Source organism: Bacteroidales bacterium, assembly GCA_022647615.1.
Taxonomy (GTDB): domain Bacteria; phylum Bacteroidota; class Bacteroidia; order Bacteroidales; family UBA932; genus Egerieousia.
The window spans coordinates 1,128,178-1,146,730 of sequence record JALCKZ010000001.1 but is presented as its reverse complement, the minus strand read 5'-3'; the positions used below and the strand labels follow the sequence as shown (position 1 = coordinate 1,146,730).

The following is an 18,553-nucleotide window of genomic DNA, read 5'->3' as shown; positions in this document are numbered from 1 at the left end:
CATGTTAAAAAAATTGCTGCTGCTTACGGCACTTTTGGGCTTGTGCATTCAGCTTTCCGCGCAGAAGTTTCTTAAGCAAGTAGAAAATGACCACGTGAACATAATAATGGCGGGAGATTATCTCTCGCCATTTGTTCCATACATCCTAAAGACTTATGACAGAGCCTATAACGCTCATGCAAATCTTTGGGGATACCGTCCTAAAAAAACATATCTGTTTCTGAATGATTTACAAGACGACGGCAACGGAGGAGCATGCGTTACCCCGTATAATTTTATTTCAGTCTATGTTGCGCCTCCAAGTCTGCATTACAACATAATGCCTAATACGGAGAGATTTCAGGATATATTCAACCATGAGGAAACACACATAGCAATGTGTGATAAAACGGCCTCTCCGGATGAGATATGGCGCAAAGTTTTTCTGGGCAAAGTTGGAACTGATGCCCATTCGCCCCTTTCAGCTGTCGCGAGCTTCCTGACAACTCCAAGATGGTACTCTCCAAGGTGGTACCAGGAGGGCATTGCAATTTTTATGGAAACATGGTTAAACGGCGGAGTAGGCAGATCCATGGGCAATTACGATGAGATGTTTTTCCGCACGCTTATTAAAGATAACCAGACTTTATACACTGTCACGGGACTTGATGCAGAGGGCACTGCAAAAGATTTCCAAGTTGGCGCCAACTCCTATTTGTACGGCACCAGATTCGTTAATTATCTGGCAGACAAATATGGAGTTGAAAAAATGATGATGTTCTTTAACAGGAAAGACGGCACCCGCACTACATTTATTAACCAGTTCAAAAATGTATATGGCAAAAGTCTCTCCTCTGTATGGAATGAATGGAGAGATTATGAAAAAGTTTTTCAGCAAAAAAATTTGGATTCTATTGCAAGATACCCAATTACAGAGACAAAGTTCCTTACTTCACGCAATATGGGTTCTGCCTCTAATGTGGTGTACAACAGCAAAAGAAAAGAATTTGTTGTGGGTGTAAATCACCCCGGGGAACTTGGCTACGTATGCGCAATTAACAGTGAGACCGGAAAGACTAGAAAGCTTGCGCCGGTTGAGAGCAGCACTCTTTATGACGTATGCTATATAGCCGTTGATGAGGAGGGAGACCGCTTATTTGTAACTACTCAGAACAACGCTTTCAGAGGACTTGCGGTTTACGACATGGGAACAGGTAAAAAACTGCAGCAGAAGTATTTAACCCGTGTTTCATCTATTGCATACGATAAAGCAAATAATAGATTGTACGGCCTTATGCATAATGAGGGAAAAACAACTTTGCTATACTACAACAAGGACTTGAGCAAAATGGTTACGCTGTACAGCTTCCAGCTTGGAGAAGTTTTGAGCGATCTTGCTATTTCTCACGACGGGAAAACAATTATGGGATGCCTTAACAGTCTTGACGGCGAGCAATCTTTAATTGAATTTGATGTTAGGGGGATGGACCTTGGACACTTGGAATATAAGACTATATTCAGAGACCCCGGCACTACTTTAAATCAATTTGATTACTCCTTGGATGACTCATGTGTAATTGGAACTTCTTATTATACAGGTGTTGGAAACTTATGGCAAATCAACCGGAAAACCGGAAAGTTTGATTTGCTAACTAACGTTGAAACAGGCATTTACTCACCAGTTGAGTATGGGAAAGATTCACTATTTGCAATGCAATTTTTCCATGAAGGATTGCAGCCGGTAACTCTTAAGAGGAAAATATTAACAGAGGCAAACCCAATTGCTTTTCTTGGACAAGAGGCTTATGATAAAAATCCTGTCCTAAAAGATTGGACAAAAATGGTAAAGGATATTCGCGCTCTGCCCGATACAGTTAAATACAACACTGACGTTGAGAACTACAGCTCTATTAAAAAATTAAGTCTTAACGGCGCATATCCGGATATAGCGGGATTTAAAAATACCATTGTTGCAGGATACAGAATGAATTTCTCTGATCCTCTTGGTTATCATAGTCTTAAGCTATTTGCAGGTGTTTCTCCATGGAGCAATTATAAGACATGGAAAAAAATACATATTGGAGCAAATTGGTCATACGGATTTTGGAGTGCGGATGCATATTTTAACAAGTGTGATTTTTATGATTTATTCGGCCCAACAAAAGTTGGAAGAGCCGGATATTCTGTCGGGATTACATACAAACGCCCCCACATCTTAAGAGAGCCGTTCAACTGGACATGGTATGCTAATATTTCTACATACGGAATGTTGGACGCAATGCCTCTTTACCAAAATATCGCTGTTGATGTAAACAACATGCAATCAGCCACTTTAGGCATAAGCGCCAGCAAACTTATGGCAACTTCCGGAGCTGCTCAATATGAGGCGGGATACAGTTGCTCCGCAACATTCAGCACTTTTCTGGTAGGAGGAAAATTTTTCTCTCAGGTAGATGCTACTTATGACAAAGGCTTCCCTATCCCCGGAGTGCGCAATATGTCTTTCTGGCTTAGGGGCGCTGCCGGAAAAGTTTTTGGAGATAAGAATTCAAGTTTTGGATACACGTATTTTGGAGGATTTCGCAATAACTATGTAGATTACCAAAGCGCTTTCTTGTATAGAAGTTCTGAGGCTATGCCGGGCGCAAAAATTGATGAGATTTCAGCACGGGAATATGGCAAGCTGACCGGAGAGATAATTGCACCCCCTATCCGTTTCAGCAACATAGGACTTCCTACGTTTTATCCTAGAAATCTGCAATTTACAGCTTACAGTACTTTTTTGGCTACAGACCCTTTCAACAGCAATAGAGAAAATTACATAAACGTTGGAGGACAATGTTCTTTGGAACTTGTGCTATTCTCTTATCTTAAAACAACATGGAGCGTAGGATATGCCCGCATGCTGCACGGATTTGATAAAAACAAGGGACGCTGGATGTTCTCTCTAAAGTTGCTTACACTGTAAAAGCGCAATATTTTTTACTTAGATACTAAACAAATTTATGCTCTACCTTATAGCCCTTCTGCCACCTATTTTGTTCATCCTTGTACTGTTATGGTTGGACAGCTTTTCCTTGGTGAGAAAGGACGTGCTGTTGCTCTCATTTGGTTTTGGCATTATCTCAGTCCCGATTGCTTACTTTGTAATAAGAGGACTTGGAGCCATAGCACCTTCTGCCGGAACAATTGGAGACCCTATAATTGAGGAGGTTATAAAGGGAGCATGGATACTGGTTCTGCTCAAGCACCGCCGCTGCGCATTTTTTATTGATGCAGCTTTGTATGGCGCAGCAATAGGTGCCGGTTTTTCATTTTTAGAGAATATTCTGTACATCTATTTCAATCCAGATATAGTTGTAGGGACAGCACTCGTAAGGGGCTTGGGTACTGCGATTATGCACTGCGGAGGAGTAATAAGTACTGCAGTGATAATGAGCTGGATTGCCAACAAGAAAAAATCACCTTATGCTTTTTTCCCTCTAGCTCTGATTCCTGCAATGATGCTGCATATTTTGTATAATTTAAATAATGTAGCCGCCCATCCTCTTCTTTCCCCAATGCTGCTTCTATTTGTTACCTTGCTCACTGTATCTATTTGGACTATAGTGCTTTTCTCGTATAATGAAAAAAGCATAGGCAATTGGATAGAAGATGAACTCTCCTCTGAAGTAAAAATGCTTGCGGCAATGAAAAACGGGACTTTTTCAAATTCCAAAGCGGGACAATTTATGATGTCCGTAAAGGAACAATTTAAGCCGGAGTGTTTTTTTGATATGTTTTGCTACGTAAGACTCTATTATGAATTATCACTTGCAAGCAAAACAAATATGATGAGGGCGGAGGCCGGGTTCCCGATAGTTAAAAATAAGGAAACATCAGATAAAGTACTGGAATTTAATACATTAAAAAAGCAAATAGGAGCTACGGCACAAATGACTCTAACTCCAATTGTTAAACAGAGCAGGCTTAATGAGTGGAAGATTGACTCCATGTCTTAACCGTTAATTTAAAAAATGAAATTAACTTGCATGAAAATAAAATAACCTAAATATCAAATAATATGGACACTAAAAAGAAAAACATTCTTTGGATTATCGTAGTTGCAATTTTTGCATACGTTGTTGGTGTATTGCTGGGATTCCCATTTGCACAGCTAGGACTTTCAACCGGAGATTCCGGACTAATCGGGCGCGCAAACAAACATCAGGAACAATTAACTTCTCCTGCTGATGTTCAGCTAGTTGAGAAGTTTGAAACAGACACCGCTTACAGGAATAAATTAATTTCCGGCTACGCGACTTTATATGTTCAGGCAAAAGCCACAACGGCATCTATCGTGACCCTAAAACAAAAAATAGGCGTAGTTAAAGGGCTGGAAAATTATATTGACCCGATGAATGAAGTGATGGGAATAGGCGAACAGCTGACGGCACTGCTGGAGAAGGACTTAAAGGGACTTGGCAATGTGAGCAACAAGAAAAAAGTTGCCAATCTTAGTTTGGACTTAAGCCAGGCTCTTAATCTGTTCCAGCTGATGAATTATCGTCTTAATGATTTGAATGCCTTTACGTTAAAGATGAATGATTTTGTAAAACAACGTCAGCTAAATAGTGAAATTCTGCAATCCTATTCGGAGTATATTATTCAGGCGTCATCCCTGGCATTTATGTGCGGAGACAAAGCAAGCGCATCTGATAAATTAGGTGAGCTCTTAAGGAACCAATCTCTTGCTCACGCAGCGGTTGACGCAGCAAGCGCGGCAAATCTTAAATTGTTTTATTTAATTCCGCAGATTGCAAAAATTAATCCCGGCATGCTGCATGGAGTTTGCTGTGTACCTTGTTTACTCATAGGTAAAAACCCTTCCCCTACACAATTAAAATCTGCAGAACAAGGCAAAGTGCTGAATGAGGCGTTTAAAGGAATTGATAGAATTCCTAATGTTATTTCTTTGAGCGAACAATTAAGCGGAATCGGCCATCCTAGCATCCAATTTATATAGACTAGAATCCGGATAATTAAATGCGCTAAGGCAAATTTATTTTTCCACAGCTGTCCCCTTGCTGACGGTTACTAAGAAGACTCCGGCAAAGACAAGAAGTATCGCGGCGCCCTGCAGCCATCCAAAAACTGCAAGGCCCGCGATAATGCTTACTACACAGGCAACTATGGGCTGCACATAATTGTACATGCTCACGATAGTTGGTCTTAAAACCTTTTGTCCCGTAATCATAAATATGTATGCAAAGAAGGTAGCACCAACAACAACGAATGCAGTCTCGCCCCACGTCTTTACAGATATTGCGCTCCATTGCAATGCCATCAGGTGGCTGAAAGCTAGAGGAATGATCATCAATGAGCCAAACAGAAACATCCATTTTTCAAAGGTGATTATATCATATTTCTGTATAAGTCTTTTGAATATAGTAAGATAGCAGGCAAAGGAGATTTGGGATACAAGGCAAAGGATATCACCCAGCAAATTTCCTGATTTAGAACCAGTTGCTCTTGCGCTTGCCAGAATTAAAATCAATGCTCCAGCTGCTCCGCACACAACTCCGATTATTTTCTTTCCCGTCACAGGCTCCTTTAAAAAGATGGCTGCAAGAACCATCGTTATGATGGGTAATGTTGTTGTAATAATGCTTGCATTTATGGGAGATGTGATACTCAGACCTATAGTGAAGCAACATTGATTACATACAAGTCCAAGCAGAGCTGCCAGCGCCAGCATTCCCAAATCGCGCGGAGGAACCTTTGTATTCCCGCTTCCATTGTTCTTTGATAATGCTTTTTTCCGCCCAAAAAAAAGAGATGCAATCCAGAAAAGAACGGCCGCACCTATCACTCTAAAAGCCACCATGTCTATACCGGCAATGCCGTTGTTCATGGCGTCTTTTCCTATCGGAGACATAAGACCCCAGATAAGACACGCAGAAAAAATGCTAATGTGACCCCTTATAACTTTACCGTCTGCCATGATTAGGACCAAAAATAAACCCGCTTATCTCTTTGGGCATAAGCGGGTTTAACCTTGTAACTTGCTCGTTGTGAGCTGTTTAGCGGAGAGATAGGGATTCGAACCCCAGGAGGCTTGCACCTCAACAGTTTTCAAGACTGCCGCAATCGACCACTCTGCCATCTCTCCAAATGAGGGTGCAAATGTAAATGTTTTTTTGCCATTTGCAAAATTAAGGTTACTTGCCTCACAGATTATTCCTCCTCTTTCTTCTCCTCTGGTTTTGAATCAGAAGCGGAAGCCGGCTGAGTTGAGAAAAACTTGTACTGAAATATAATCAGATACAGGACTCCGCAGGTTATGCATGCATCAGAGAAGTTGAATATCGGACGGAAAAATTCAAAATCCTGTCCTCCCCAGAACGGGAACCATGATGGCAGAACGGTGTGATATACAGGAAAGTAGAACATATCCACAACCTTGCCGCAAAGCAGCGGAGCATAGCCGTTTCCAAATGGAACCAGGGAGGCAACATTAGTATAAGATGATTGCGAGAATATTTTCCCGTAGAATGTGCTGTCTATCATATTCCCGATAGCTCCCATCAAAATAAGAGTGCCGCCAATCAATACTCCCCACGGAGCTTTCTTCTTTGTAATAAGCACATTTAAATACCAGATAATCAAACCAATCAGTACAAGTCTGAACAAGCTCAAAAACAACTTGCCGGCAATTCCGCCAAGCTGCATTCCAAATGCCATTCCGTTGTTCTCAATAAAAAGAATCTGCGCCCACTGTGATGTTCCAAACATGGGGATAGATTCCCCAACCATCATGTGAAGCTTAACGTAAAACTTAATTGCCTGGTCTATAAATAATAGCAGAACTACAAGCCCTGCTATTATCCACTTTTTATTTTTATCTGTCATTTATCTGCGGTGAGTATTATTGTTTATTCTTATCCTCTACGCTCAAAGTTGCGTGAGGGACAAGAAGCAATCTTGCCTTTGGAATCAATTTACCTGATATTCTGCTGATTCCATAGGTTTTGTTCTCAATTCTTACAAGCGCAGCCTCCAAAGATTGAATGAATTTATACTGTCTTTGGGCAAGCTCTCCGCTCTCCTCCTTGCTAAGAGAAGAAGCACCCTCTTCCAGAACTTTAAATGTTGGAGAAGTATCCTCAATATCATTGCTTGTACTGTGAGTCATTGCAGCGCGCAACATCTCATAGTCATCTTTTGCCTGAGCAAGCTTCTTAAGGATAACCTCTTTAAACATCTGAAGATCAGCATCGCTGTATCTCTCCTGAACATGAGGCTGGCCATTCTCATCTATCTTTATCTCTTTTTTTATATTTGGCTTATCCTCTATTTTTGAAGCTTTTACAACTGGCTTTTCAGCCGGTTTTGGAGCAACCATTTTCTCTACCTTTGCTTCAACTTGCTTAACAACTTTGCTCAAACCTTTCTTTACAACCTCTTTCTTCTCCGCAGCCTTTTTTACAATTTGCTTTACCACTTTCTTAACGGCTTTCTTTGTAACCACCGGTTTCTTTGGAGCAACTTTCTTAACAGGTTTCTTGGCAACAACTTTTTTAGGAGCAACCTTCTTAACTTGCTTCTTTACAGCAGCTTTCTTAACAGGCTTTTTAGCAGCAACCTTTTTTGCAGCCGCTTTCTTAGGGACAACTTTTTTTACAGGCTTCTTTGCAGCAGCCTTCTTAACCATGGGTTTCTTAACAACTTTCTTTACCTGTTTCTTTGCAGCAACTTTCTTTACTGCAACTTTCTTTTTAGGTGCAACTTTCTTAGCGCTCTTTTTTGGAGCAACTTTCTTTGCAACCTTCTTAGCCACTTTTTTAGGAGCCGCTTTTTTTGCGGGGGCTTTCTTCACCTTCTTAGCTTTTGTTGCCATAACAGTAAATATTAATTGTTAATCTTTTCTACTTTTATTTTTATAGTGCCGCCCTCATCCCATTCAACATCAGCACTTTCTGCTATATTGTCCGCAAGCGTAATCTTTTTTGCCAAAGTTTGAGAACAAACGTAATCATTAAATTTGACAAGACTATCTGCAATTTCTTTTTTATTCTCGACAGTTACATATATCCTGTCGGTGACCTCAAAGCCTGAATCCTTTCTTAAATTTTGGATTCTGTTTACAAGTTCTCTTGCAACTCCCTCTTTCTTAAGGTCTTCTGTTACATTTATATCCAGGGCAACGGTAAGAGCTCCTTCAGTTGCAACCAGCCATCCGGGCATGTCTTCTGATATTATCTCATAATCAGTGCTCTCCAGGATGACGTCCCCGCTTGCAAGATGCAATGTATAAGTTCCTGTCTTATCCGCACCTGCGCTCCTCTCTATCTCTGAAATTTCTTTCTGGGTAAAATTAGCAAAAGCTGCGGAAATATCTTTCATCTGCTTGCCATATTTTTTGCCCAAAGTTCTGAACATTGGCTTTATCTTTTTGGTAATCAGACCCTCAGTGTCTGTTATGTACTCAACCTCCTTTACATTAACCTCATTTAGCACAAGTTTCTGCACTTTTTCCAGCTGCTCTTTAATTCTTGGGTCAATGACAGGAATCATAATCTTTGCAAGAGGCTGACGCACTTTAAGTTCCGCCTTCCTTCTTAATGCAAGCACCATGGAGGAACTAACCTGAGCAAGCTCCATTCTCTCTTCCAAATCCTTATCTATCAATGATTCATCAGCATCCGGCATCATTGTAGCGTGAACTGAGCTCTCCTTGTGGAAATGACTTACAGCATTCAAATCCAGGAATAGCCTCTCCATATAGAACGGAGCAATAGGCGCACCCAGTATCGCGACAGTTTCCAGGCATGAGTAAAGTGTCTGATATGCAGCAAGTTTATCCTCATCCATCGTACCGCCCCAAAATCTCTTTCTGTTTAATCTTACATACCAGTTGCTCAAATGGTCGCAAACAAAATCCTGGATTTTTCTCCCGGCGGTTGTCACATCATAATCCTCATAACAAGCTTTGACATCTTTGATTAGAGAATTAAGATAGGACATTATCCAGCGGTCAATCTCCGGACGTTTAGCTACCGGTATCTGCGGAGCGCTGTTATCAAATTTATCCACATTGCCGTAAAGCGCAAAGAATGAATAAGTATTGTATAGTGTCCCAAAGAATTTCCTTCTTACTTCATCTACTCCTGACTCATCAAATTTTAAGTTATCCCAAGGCTGAGCGTTAGTAAGCATATACCATCTTAAAGCATCCGCTCCGTACTCCTCCAGCTCTTTAAACGGATCAACTGCATTGCCAAGTCTCTTGCTCATCTTCTCCCCTTTCTTGTCCAAAACCAAGCCGTTGGAAACTACTGTCTTATAAGCAGGTGTACCTGACACCATGGTATGAATAGCATGCAAAGTATAGAACCATCCGCGGGTCTGGTCAACACCCTCCGCAATAAAATCTGCAGTTTGCCCAAACTCCGGTTTTCCAAGATTTTTCAGCCACTCCTGAGCATAAGGCATTGCGCCTGAATCAAACCAAACATCTATCAAATCAGCCTCTCTCTTCATTGGCTTTCCGGAAGGAGAAACAAGGATTATATTATCAATTATTGGTTTGTGGAAATCTATCTTATTGTAATTTTCGTCTGAAAAATCTCCCGGTACAAACCCTTTATCTTTCAAAGGATTAGACTTCATAAATCCCGCTTTTACAGAGGCCTCTATCTCATCATAAAGTTCCTTTGCGCTCCCTATGCACTTCTCCTCTTTTTTATCGTCCGTTCTCCAGATAGGAAGAGGTGTTCCCCAAAATCTGCTTCTGCTTAAGTTCCAGTCCTGCAGGTTCTCCAGCCACTTTCCAAAACGTCCTGTTCCGGTGCTCTCCGGTTTCCAGTTGATAGTATTGTTAAGCTCTATCATCTTATCTCTTGCAGCGGTTGCTTTAATGAACCAAGAATCAAGAGGATAGTAAAGCACGGGTTTATCAGTTCTCCAGCAGTGCGGATAAGAGTGCACGTGTTTCTCTATTTTAAATGCCTTCCCCTCTTGCTTTAGCATTACGCACAAATCAACGTCAAGTGTCTCTGCATCAGCAGGAAGTGAATTATCATAAGCATTCTTTACATATCTGCCGGCATATTTTCCATAAGCATTTTCATCAACCCTCTCCTTTACAAACTGGGCATCCAAATCTTCCAGCTTATAGAATTTTCCCTGCCTGTCAACCATTGGTCTCCAAACTCCCTCTTTGTCTTTAAGCATAAAAGGAGCAACATTATTTTGCTTTCCGGCACGATCATCGTCCGCACCAAAGGTTGGTGCAATATGCACAATACCAGTACCATCCGTAGTTGTTACGAAATCTCCGGTGATGACGAACATTGTGTTTTTCTCCGGCTTAATCCAAGGCATCAGCTGCTCATATTTTATCCCTTGCAGCTCCTTGCCTTTCATTGTCTTTCCGCCATCCAGAATCTCAAATGGAACAACTTTATCTCCAGCCTTATAAGCGCTAAAATCGCCATTTTCTCCCTTTGGATTGAAGTAAGCATTAACCAGCTCCTTAGCCATTACATAAATTGCAGGCTTTCCATTGTATGGGTTAAATGACTTTATTCTAACATATTCAATACCGGGACCTACGCAAAGCGCAACATTGGAAGGAAGTGTCCAAGGTGTTGTAGTCCAAGCCATAAAGAATACTTCTCCCTCCTTAAAATCTGAATTGCCGTTGCCGGCGGAAGAATTACTATCGGGAGCTTTAAATAAGAACTCAGACTTTGCGTCCTTAAGTACCTTAAACTGAACAGTTACCGTTGTATCTTTCACATCTCTGTAGCATCCGGGCTGGTTAAGCTCATGGGAGCTAAGACCTGTTCCGGCGGCCGGAGAGTACGGCTGAATGGTATATCCTTTATATAGTAATCCTTTGTTGTACAAGTCTTTAAGAAGATACCACAATGTCTCTATGTAACGATTGTCATAGGTAATGTAGGGGTCATTCATATCTACCCAGTACCCTATCTGCTCCGTAAGCTGCTCCCACTCCCTGGTATATTTCATAACCTCTTTGCGGCACTCGGCATTATAATCCTCTACAGATATGGATTTTCCGATATCCTCTTTTGTAATGCCCAGCTTTTTCTCAACTCCCAGCTCAACAGGAAGGCCATGAGTATCCCAGCCCGCTTTTCTCTTTACATAAAAGCCGGTCTGCGTCTTAAAACGACAATAGGCGTCCTTAATGGAACGCGCCATAACATGGTGAATACCAGGCATTCCATTAGCGGAAGGAGGACCTTCAAAGAACACGAACTTAGGTGCGCCTTCACGCGCCTTAAGAGTGTTCTCAAAACACTTTTCAGCTTTCCACTTCTTAAGAATTTCCTTGTTAACTTCTACAAGATCAAACTTTTTATACTCCGCAAAACCCATGTGCAACTCCTTTTTGTGCTATTTGTAAGACTACGGTGATAGTTCACATTTACAGAGAAATATCATCTCAATTATTAGGGCGCAAAGTTATAAAAAAGATTTATCTTTGCAGACGTTATGTCCGCATCCGTAAACATCATAATTATAGCTTGCGCGATTGCAGCCTGCATTTGGGGCGCATGGAAGGGTTTTGCAAACCAAATCATTGGGGTTATTGCAATACTTCTGGGCATTTGGGCATCCGCCAAGATTACCCCGTTTTTCTCTAATGAACTTTACGATATTTTTGATGAGAAGATTTCACCTCCCGTTATGAAAGTGGTGACTTTCATACTGTTGCTGGTGCTTATCATAATTATCTGTCATTTAATCGGTAACGCTCTGAAAGGCGCGGTAAAACTTACTTTGCTTGACTGGCTGGACAGATTGCTTGGCGCTTTTCTGTGCCTGTTTAAAGTTCTGCTGATTTTATCAGTCTTCGCTTGCATAATAAACTATACCGCTACTTTGCTGGGAATCAGCACGACAGAGCATTTGCGCCAATGCACCGGCTTTGACATGCTGCTGAATTTTTCAGACAAGGTGTTTCCTTTCCTGAAAGATGCATTTGCGGAAGTGAAGGATGATATGGCAATGCTGACGCTGTAAACTTCTCAGTTATAGTAGTTTCTTTGGTTTTCCCGGAATAAAATCCTTTAGATAAGACGGCTGAAAATATGCTCGGTCTTTAAAGTCCTGCGCCTGCAAAGCTTTGAATGCCTGAATTCTAAGTCCTGTAGCATGAGGCAGCTGTTCAGAGAAGAATGCATTTTTAAAGTTCACGACAGGTGAAGATTCGTTTGCGGCTTTCAACATTTTTTGAAATTTCTCTGCACCGTTGCCGGTGAAAAGAACGGGATGCCCCTGCAGCTCTTTTGAAAAACTGTCGGGAGTCAAAATCTTAGACTCTGTTTTTGTAAGCTGCTCTCCGGCAGAATTGAAAACTGCCGTATAAACCTCCATGCGGCCTGCGTCTATCATTGGAACTATCAGATAATCCGCTGAAGAGGAGATAATTGCGGCACGTCCCTGCATTGCCTTGTGCAGCTGCTGGTTATCCATTGCGCACTGAGCAATTGCAGCCAAAGTGCTAACTCCAATCAGAGGGAGATTTGCACCATAGCAAAGTCCTTTGGCAAGCGATGCGCCAACCCGCAAACCGGTATAACTGCCTGGTCCTTCACTTACTGCAACGGCAGCACAATCTGCAGCCGTTAGCTTGTTCTCTTTAAGGATTTCATCTACAAAACGGGCAAGCAAAGTTGCATGCGCCTTTGGAACATTTGCATATTTCTCTGCAACTATTTTTTCACCATCTGCCAAAGCTGCTGAGCATGAGTCTGTTGCAGTCTCCAGAAGAATTATAATTTTTTTATCCATTTTTATCCTACTGAAACCGATACATCTCCATCGCTCTTTGCGGCAGGTTTGCTATCCATAACTTCACCTTTGCTCACCTTAACTTTTGTGCCGTTGTTTAAACCTTTGCTGATTGCGCTGAAAGGTCCTATGACAACTTGAGTAGTATCTGAAATTCCATCTGTTATTTCTATTGAATTCAAATCCTGAATCCCCGTCTTTACAACCCTTGCGGATACAGTTCCCGTCTTCTTGTTATATACAAAAACTCTTTGAATTACATCCGTAGTTGAATCCTTTGCAATGCTCTTGCCCACAATGTCTTTGCGGGTTGTAATAGCCTGCAGCGGAAGGGTAAGAACCTTGCTCTTGCGGCTTGTCTGAATTTGAACGGAAGCAGACATTCCCGGGCGGAAAGGAGTTGGATTTTGAGCCAGCAAATCTTGATAGGACTCCGGCAGTATTACAACTTTTACAGCAAAGTTTGTAGCTGTCTCAGTGGTAGTTGCAGTCCCGCTGTTCTTTGAAGAATTTGCTACCTCCGTAACAACTCCCTTGAATTTCCTGTCGGGATAAGCATCAACTGAAATTTCAGAAGTATCCCCCTTCTGCAACCTTATTATATCATTCTCATTTACATCAACTACAACTTCCATCTGGTCAAAATTTGCAATCCTCAGCATCTCTGTTCCGGCCATCTGGCTGGTACCTACAACGCGCTCACCCTTCTCAACTTCCAGCTTGGAAACTATGCCATCCATGGGAGCGTAAATTGTTGTCTTTATGAGATTTTCACGTGCTTCTTTCAATTGAGCCTCCGCACTTTGAATGTTATATTTTGCCGCATTTAGCTGCTGCAGCGCAACCTTATATTCAGATGTAGCGGCTTCATAATCGGAGGTAGAAATTGTACGCATTGCATACAACTTTTTATTTCTTTCATAATTCTGCGTGGACTTTGCAACCTGAGCCTTTTGCTGCTCATAAGCGGCGCGCGTAGCATTCAGAGAAGCCTGAGCCTGATCAACTGAAGAGAGATAATTATCCTGCTTAATTTTAATAATCAAATCTCCCTTTTTAACTCTGTCCCCCTCCTTGACATTAAGCTCTATAATTTCTCCGGAGACGTCCGGGCTGATTTTAACTTCAGTTACCGGCTGAATCTTTCCGTTGGCAGGAATGCTCTCCACAATATCCCGTCTAACAGGCTGTTGCACATTTACCGCAATGGCTCCGCCGCTATTGCATTTTTTAACAACAACCAGAATTACAATCAGCAGCACCGCCGCAAGAATCCAATAAATTTTCTTCTTATTGCCGCTGTTAACATTGCTATTTTTTGTCTTATCCATAACAGAAATTTTTCTTTTTTTTACAATCCCGACAGTTTATAGAGAGATTGGAATTCCTTTATAAAAATCTAAAATTTTTGATTCAAACAGATACTGATATTTTGCCTGAATAAAGTCAGACTGAGCTTTAAATAAATTCGCTTTTGCAACTCTGTAGTCTGTTCCGCTAAGAGCCCCGACATTAAATTTATTCTCAGTATATGTGAATGATTCTTTTGTAGATTCCAGCGTAACTCTTGCCGCCTTAACTTTTTGCAAAGCTGAATACTCTTCATTATAAGCAGTTTGCACATCCTTATAAAGATTTTGCTTCTGAATTTCCAAATCAATTCTGGAGCTTTCTACCGCAAGCCTTGCATTCTTCACATTAGTGCGATAGCTCAATCCATTGAATATTGGAACATTAAGAGAGAAACCCAAAGAGTGCTGCTTGTTCTTATCCAGCTGCGGGAAAAACGCTCCGCCCTGTCCGTCAGTAAAGAAGGTTCCATATCCTGCAGATGCAGAGATACTTGGATAAAGGCGAGCCTGCTGAACCTTCAAATCCAGCCTGCTCTTGTCCAAAGTAAGTTCAGCCGCTTTTATCTGCGGAAGGTCAAGCGCTTTTGCATAAACAACATCTAAAGCCTCAGCCTCATAAAGAGTGTCTGCTGAATTTTCCGCAGGCGCAATAACGCTCATTCCTGCTGTCTGCTCAGGATGCAAATCCAGCAATTGAGTAAGAGTCAGCATATTTGTACGCACATTATTCTGCGCATCAACAAGAGTTGAGGCCTCATTTGCATACTGCGCCTTCATTTCCAGAAGAGTGCTATATGCCTGGCTTCCTGCATCTACAAGCTGCTTGCTCTTCTCCACCTGCTGTGCAATGCTCTCCAGATTTTCCTTTGCGGTCTTCTCAAGCTCCTGTGCAAGAAGAACTTGCAAATAGGCCTTTGTTATCTGAATTGTAATATCATTCTTTAATTTTTCTACTTGCTGTTCTGCAATCTGCAGCTGAGTCTTATTGCTTTTTAGAGTATTTATTTTTGACAAGCCGCTAAAAATAGTCTCTGAAGCGCTTGCGCTAAAAGATGTACTCTGGCTCAATTTATTTTGAATAATCTCCAGCGTCTGCATATTAACGGAACGTCCCCAGCTCATATTGTGAGATGCGGAACCATCAACACTTGGAAGAAAATCCAGCTTGCTTTGCAAGATATTATTCTTTGCCTGCTGCACGGAGAGCTGATTCTGCTGAACCTGCAAATTATGCTCTTTTGCATATTCAATGCATCTCTCCAAACTCCATGGCACGGCATAATTTCCGGGACCATTTCCAGTCTCCTTGCCTGCATTCTGCGCACCAGCATAAACAACTGAAGCGCAACACACTAAAATACAGAATATAACCCTCATCATTTTCATAGGTGCAAATATAATTAATTTAATCAAAAGGGGCAGGTTTTCGCCCGCCCCCCGATGGCTCAATTTTTGGGCCACAAAATGTGTACAAAGACAATTGGCTCTACCTTGCCGGATAAGGGCTTCCTTGTGAAATCCGCATTAAAAAGGCAGTCTGATTCCTCTTGTTGAGCTTGCTCAAATATCTCATCAATGCCCCTACTCCATATCCAATTAGCTCTATTAGCTTTGCCACGTTTGGATCTCTTCCTCCCGCCACGGTAATAGCCTCGTATTCCGTTATTTCCGTAAAATTTTTCATGGTTTTTGTTTTTCATAGAATTAATAAAATTGTTATCGGCAATCATAATCACATCACTTTAACAAACGGCTTGCCGCTGGCGCCGTTCCTAAATCCTCTCTTGAAATCCTCCCCATACTCCTGGGCAAAATTTACAATCATCCCAATAATTATCGCAATCTTCCTCAAAGTACCAAAGGAGATTCCGCCTCTCATCTGCAACTCTCTGCGCTCCAAACTAATGAAGCCCCTCTGCTCAAACATCTTCTCTTCCATAACATTATTGTTTTTTACAGACAGAAATGGCGCGTCTGCTTCCGCCGGGATTTCTCCCCAAATATTATAACCGGTTATTTTTCCAATTCAATTTCATGATAGTTCCATGATAGTTTTATGATAATCTCATGATAATCTCATAATAATCTCATAATAATCTCATAATAATCTCATAATAATCTCATAATAATCTCATAATAATCTCATAATAATCTCATAATAATCTCATAATAATCTCATAATAGTTTCATAATAATCTTATGATAATCTTATAACATTATCTGCAATCTTAAGATTGGAGCTTTTGTGGGTAATCATGATTACGCTGCGTCCAGCCGACCTTAAATCTTGCATAATCCTAAGTACGTAATTTTCAGACTCTTCATCCATAAAAGACGTTGCCTCGTCAAAAATGTAGAGCGCCGAAGAACGGTATAACATTCTGGCAATTGATATTTTCTGCATTTCTCCTCCCGACAGGGTTTTACCCCTTTCCCCAACATAAGTCATCAATCCGGATGGCAGGGCTCTCACAAAATTTTCCATCCCTAACTCTGCACATATCTGAACAACGCGCTCTATATCAGGATTGTCACCCCCGCATGTTATATTATCCAAAATTGTTGCATTAAAAAGATGACAGCGCTGAGCTGAAATTGAAATATAGCGGCGCCACTCCGCAAGTTCAATAGTCTGAATATCAAGAGATAGCCTATCTTTAAAATTAACAAATATTTTCCCGCTGTCGGGATTTAAATCTCTCATCAGCAAAGAACCAAGAGTACTCTTGCCGCACCCGCTTTCACCAGCAATTGCCGTTATGCAACCGCCTGGGATAACGCAGCTGAATTCATTAAACAATTTTTCCCTGCCCGGATACCTGAAATTCAAATTGCTCAATTCTATATTCCCCGCCCTCTCCGCACTGCAATTCTCTAAAAGAGAGACTCTTTTATATCCGGCTTCCTTATTGCCCTCTGCGCTTCCTGCCACTTTCTCCTCATCCAAATCTGTAATATCAAATAATCTTTCAGATGACACAAGAGCTTGATTTATAAGAGAATTCATTCCAACAAGATTGTTCATCGGAGCGGTAAAAAAGGCGCTGAGCGTATAAAAAGATACCAGCTCTCCCACCGTCATCTGCTGTTTAAAAACTGCAAAACCGCCAACAACTATTATTGTTGCCAGGAGCAATTTTGATATTCCTTCCCCAGCCTCTCCAAAAATAGAGACGGCCCGCCCAGCTCTATAAATTTTCTCCGTCATAGCGGAATAACTCTCTTCAGTTTTTATTGTGGACAAAGATGCTGCTCCAAAATGACGGACACTCTCAGCACCCTCTACGCTATCTATAAAGTCTGATTCAAACTGAGCTCCCCTGACTGCTAAGTCCCTGCTATACTTATGGTTAATATGGTCAGATACAAAATACAGCACAACATAAAAAGGAATAAACAAGAGAGTAAAAAGGGCCAGTCTCCAATAGAAAGTAAACATCAGAACTACTACCGCCGAAAAAGTTAGGATACTAACAAAGATAGAGACCAGCCCATCTGAAATGAATGTTCTTATATTAAAAGCATCTGAAATTCTGGAATTTAAATCACCGCTCGTATGCTCTCCAAAAAAGCTTGAAGGCAGCTTAAATATTTTATGCAAAAAGGAAAATATCAAGCCAGTATCTATTTTAATTCCATTCCGCAACAAATAAATTGTTCTACAATATCCTATGTAAAGAGCTAGCGGAATTAGAAGTACAACAGCTGCAGAAATAATCATAAGCAGGGAGATATTCCCCTGCGGAATAGCCTTATCTATAATCTGTTGCAGAAACAAAGAGTTGCACACTCCAATACAAGTCAGAGCTATAGAACCAATAAGTGCAAGAATGATTTCCCGCTTGTGAAATTTTAAAATTCTAAACAGTCGCAAATACTTATTCTCCCTCTGATTTCTCTTTTCAAAATTATCTCCCGGGACAATAAATATTACATATCCTGTCCACTCTTTAATAAATTCATCAGCTGAATATTTTTTAAACTCACCGCCGGCAGGATCCATTACAGTAACCTTCCCTTTTTCAACCCCGTAGATTACTATAAAATGGAACATTCCATCATTCCTCTGCATATGCGCAATAACAGGTGAATGAAGATCTCCCAAATACTTGAGCGAATCCTCTTTAGAAGTACTGCATTTAAAAGCTTTTCCACTAAGGCCCAGCGACTTAGCACCATCAATAATCCCCAAAATGGTAATCCCCTCCCTGGTGCATCCGCAAGCCCTTCTGACCTCCGAAAGAGAGACATTAACTCCATACCACGCGGCCACAGAACAAAGACTCGCTGCTCCGCAATCATATTCATCCTGCTGTCTAATCTTTAAATTACCCTTCATAAAATTTCACTTCTTAAATTTTCCACACAACATTACTCTCCTAACATCACCCCACTTAATTTTCCTCCAACAAAAG

The 18,553-nt window shown here is 41.2% G+C and carries 14 protein-coding genes and 1 tRNA gene; 4 read left to right on the top strand and 11 right to left on the bottom strand.

The genetic code is table 11. The features are described from left to right. The first annotated feature begins 1 nt into the window (after position 1). The 3 genes from LKM37_04940 (at position 2) to LKM37_04930 (ending at position 4,984) form a co-directional block, all read left to right on the top strand. Positions 2-2,947, top strand: a complete 2,946-nt coding sequence (locus LKM37_04940; protein MCI1720346.1) for a hypothetical protein — start codon at positions 2-4, stop codon at positions 2,945-2,947. Positions 2,948-2,984: 37 nt separating this feature from the next. Beyond that, positions 2,985-3,980 carry a PrsW family intramembrane metalloprotease gene (locus tag LKM37_04935; GenBank protein ID MCI1720345.1) on the top strand — a complete coding sequence of 332 codons (996 nt, stop codon included), beginning with the start codon at positions 2,985-2,987 and terminating at the stop codon, positions 3,978-3,980. Positions 3,981-4,042: 62 nt separating this feature from the next. Continuing rightward, the gene (locus tag LKM37_04930) at positions 4,043-4,984 is read left to right on the top strand and encodes a hypothetical protein (GenBank protein MCI1720344.1); all 942 of its coding nucleotides are present in this window, start codon (positions 4,043-4,045) and stop codon (positions 4,982-4,984) included. Between the two features lie 36 nt (positions 4,985-5,020). Here LKM37_04930 and LKM37_04925 read toward each other — a convergent pair whose 3' ends face one another. The 5 genes from LKM37_04925 to ileS all read right to left on the bottom strand — a co-directional run bounded on the left by LKM37_04925 (position 5,021) and on the right by ileS (position 11,373). Further along, positions 5,021-5,962: a DMT family transporter gene (locus LKM37_04925; GenBank protein MCI1720343.1), complete on the bottom strand. Its 942-nt coding sequence runs from the start codon at positions 5,960-5,962 to the stop codon at positions 5,021-5,023. A gap of 83 nt (positions 5,963-6,045) precedes the next feature. Continuing rightward, positions 6,046-6,130 (bottom strand) — tRNA-Ser (locus LKM37_04920). A 65-nt stretch (positions 6,131-6,195) separates the two neighbouring features. Continuing rightward, positions 6,196-6,870 carry a lipoprotein signal peptidase gene (locus tag LKM37_04915; protein ID MCI1720342.1) on the bottom strand — a complete coding sequence of 225 codons (675 nt, stop codon included), beginning with the start codon at positions 6,868-6,870 and terminating at the stop codon, positions 6,196-6,198. A gap of 16 nt (positions 6,871-6,886) precedes the next feature. Beyond that, positions 6,887-7,222, bottom strand: a complete 336-nt coding sequence (locus LKM37_04910; protein ID MCI1720341.1) for a TraR/DksA family transcriptional regulator — start codon at positions 7,220-7,222, stop codon at positions 6,887-6,889. A gap of 647 nt (positions 7,223-7,869) precedes the next feature. Then, the gene (ileS, locus tag LKM37_04905) at positions 7,870-11,373 is read right to left on the bottom strand and encodes an isoleucine--tRNA ligase (GenBank protein MCI1720340.1); all 3,504 of its coding nucleotides are present in this window, start codon (positions 11,371-11,373) and stop codon (positions 7,870-7,872) included. A gap of 111 nt (positions 11,374-11,484) precedes the next feature. Here ileS and LKM37_04900 point away from each other — a divergent pair, with 111 nt between their 5' ends. Continuing rightward, entirely contained in the window at positions 11,485-12,015 is a 531-nt protein-coding gene (locus LKM37_04900; protein ID MCI1720339.1) for a CvpA family protein, read from the top strand. A gap of 9 nt (positions 12,016-12,024) precedes the next feature. Here the strand turns inward: LKM37_04900 and tsaB are convergent, their stop codons facing one another. The 6 genes from tsaB to LKM37_04870 all read right to left on the bottom strand — a co-directional run bounded on the left by tsaB (position 12,025) and on the right by LKM37_04870 (position 18,477). Beyond that, positions 12,025-12,786 carry a tRNA (adenosine(37)-N6)-threonylcarbamoyltransferase complex dimerization subunit type 1 TsaB gene (tsaB, locus tag LKM37_04895; protein ID MCI1720338.1) on the bottom strand — a complete coding sequence of 254 codons (762 nt, stop codon included), beginning with the start codon at positions 12,784-12,786 and terminating at the stop codon, positions 12,025-12,027. A 2-nt stretch (positions 12,787-12,788) separates the two neighbouring features. Continuing rightward, positions 12,789-14,117, bottom strand: a complete 1,329-nt coding sequence (locus LKM37_04890) for an efflux RND transporter periplasmic adaptor subunit (protein ID MCI1720337.1) — start codon at positions 14,115-14,117, stop codon at positions 12,789-12,791. Positions 14,118-14,153: 36 nt separating this feature from the next. Further along, positions 14,154-15,551, bottom strand: a complete 1,398-nt coding sequence (locus tag LKM37_04885) for a TolC family protein (GenBank protein ID MCI1720336.1) — start codon at positions 15,549-15,551, stop codon at positions 14,154-14,156. Between the two features lie 73 nt (positions 15,552-15,624). Further along, complete coding sequence (locus LKM37_04880) at positions 15,625-15,822, bottom strand: hypothetical protein (GenBank protein MCI1720335.1); 198 nt, start codon at positions 15,820-15,822, stop codon at positions 15,625-15,627. A gap of 48 nt (positions 15,823-15,870) precedes the next feature. Beyond that, positions 15,871-16,077, bottom strand: coding sequence for a hypothetical protein (locus tag LKM37_04875; protein ID MCI1720334.1), 207 nt, complete (start codon positions 16,075-16,077; stop codon positions 15,871-15,873). A gap of 258 nt (positions 16,078-16,335) precedes the next feature. Further along, complete coding sequence (locus tag LKM37_04870; protein ID MCI1720333.1) at positions 16,336-18,477, bottom strand: peptidase domain-containing ABC transporter; 2,142 nt, start codon at positions 18,475-18,477, stop codon at positions 16,336-16,338. Positions 18,478-18,553: the final 76 nt, after the last annotated feature.

Excerpts from the sequence above, each read along its gene's own strand:
- LKM37_04940 (MCI1720346.1), top strand. The coding sequence starts at position 2 with ATGTTAAAAAAATTGCTGCTGCTTACGGCACTTTTGGGCTTGTGCATT.
- LKM37_04935 (MCI1720345.1), top strand. The coding sequence starts at position 2,985 with ATGCTCTACCTTATAGCCCTTCTGCCACCTATTTTGTTCATCCTTGTA.
- LKM37_04930 (MCI1720344.1), top strand. The coding sequence starts at position 4,043 with ATGGACACTAAAAAGAAAAACATTCTTTGGATTATCGTAGTTGCAATT.
- LKM37_04925 (MCI1720343.1), bottom strand. The coding sequence starts at position 5,962 with ATGGCAGACGGTAAAGTTATAAGGGGTCACATTAGCATTTTTTCTGCG.
- LKM37_04915 (MCI1720342.1), bottom strand. The coding sequence starts at position 6,870 with ATGACAGATAAAAATAAAAAGTGGATAATAGCAGGGCTTGTAGTTCTG.
- LKM37_04910 (MCI1720341.1), bottom strand. The coding sequence starts at position 7,222 with ATGTTTAAAGAGGTTATCCTTAAGAAGCTTGCTCAGGCAAAAGATGAC.
- LKM37_04900 (MCI1720339.1), top strand. The coding sequence starts at position 11,485 with ATGTCCGCATCCGTAAACATCATAATTATAGCTTGCGCGATTGCAGCC.
- tsaB (MCI1720338.1), bottom strand. The coding sequence starts at position 12,786 with ATGGATAAAAAAATTATAATTCTTCTGGAGACTGCAACAGACTCATGC.
- LKM37_04890 (MCI1720337.1), bottom strand. The coding sequence starts at position 14,117 with ATGGATAAGACAAAAAATAGCAATGTTAACAGCGGCAATAAGAAGAAA.
- LKM37_04880 (MCI1720335.1), bottom strand. The coding sequence starts at position 15,822 with ATGAAAAATTTTACGGAAATAACGGAATACGAGGCTATTACCGTGGCG.
- LKM37_04875 (MCI1720334.1), bottom strand. The coding sequence starts at position 16,077 with ATGGAAGAGAAGATGTTTGAGCAGAGGGGCTTCATTAGTTTGGAGCGC.
- LKM37_04870 (MCI1720333.1), bottom strand. The coding sequence starts at position 18,477 with ATGAAGGGTAATTTAAAGATTAGACAGCAGGATGAATATGATTGCGGA.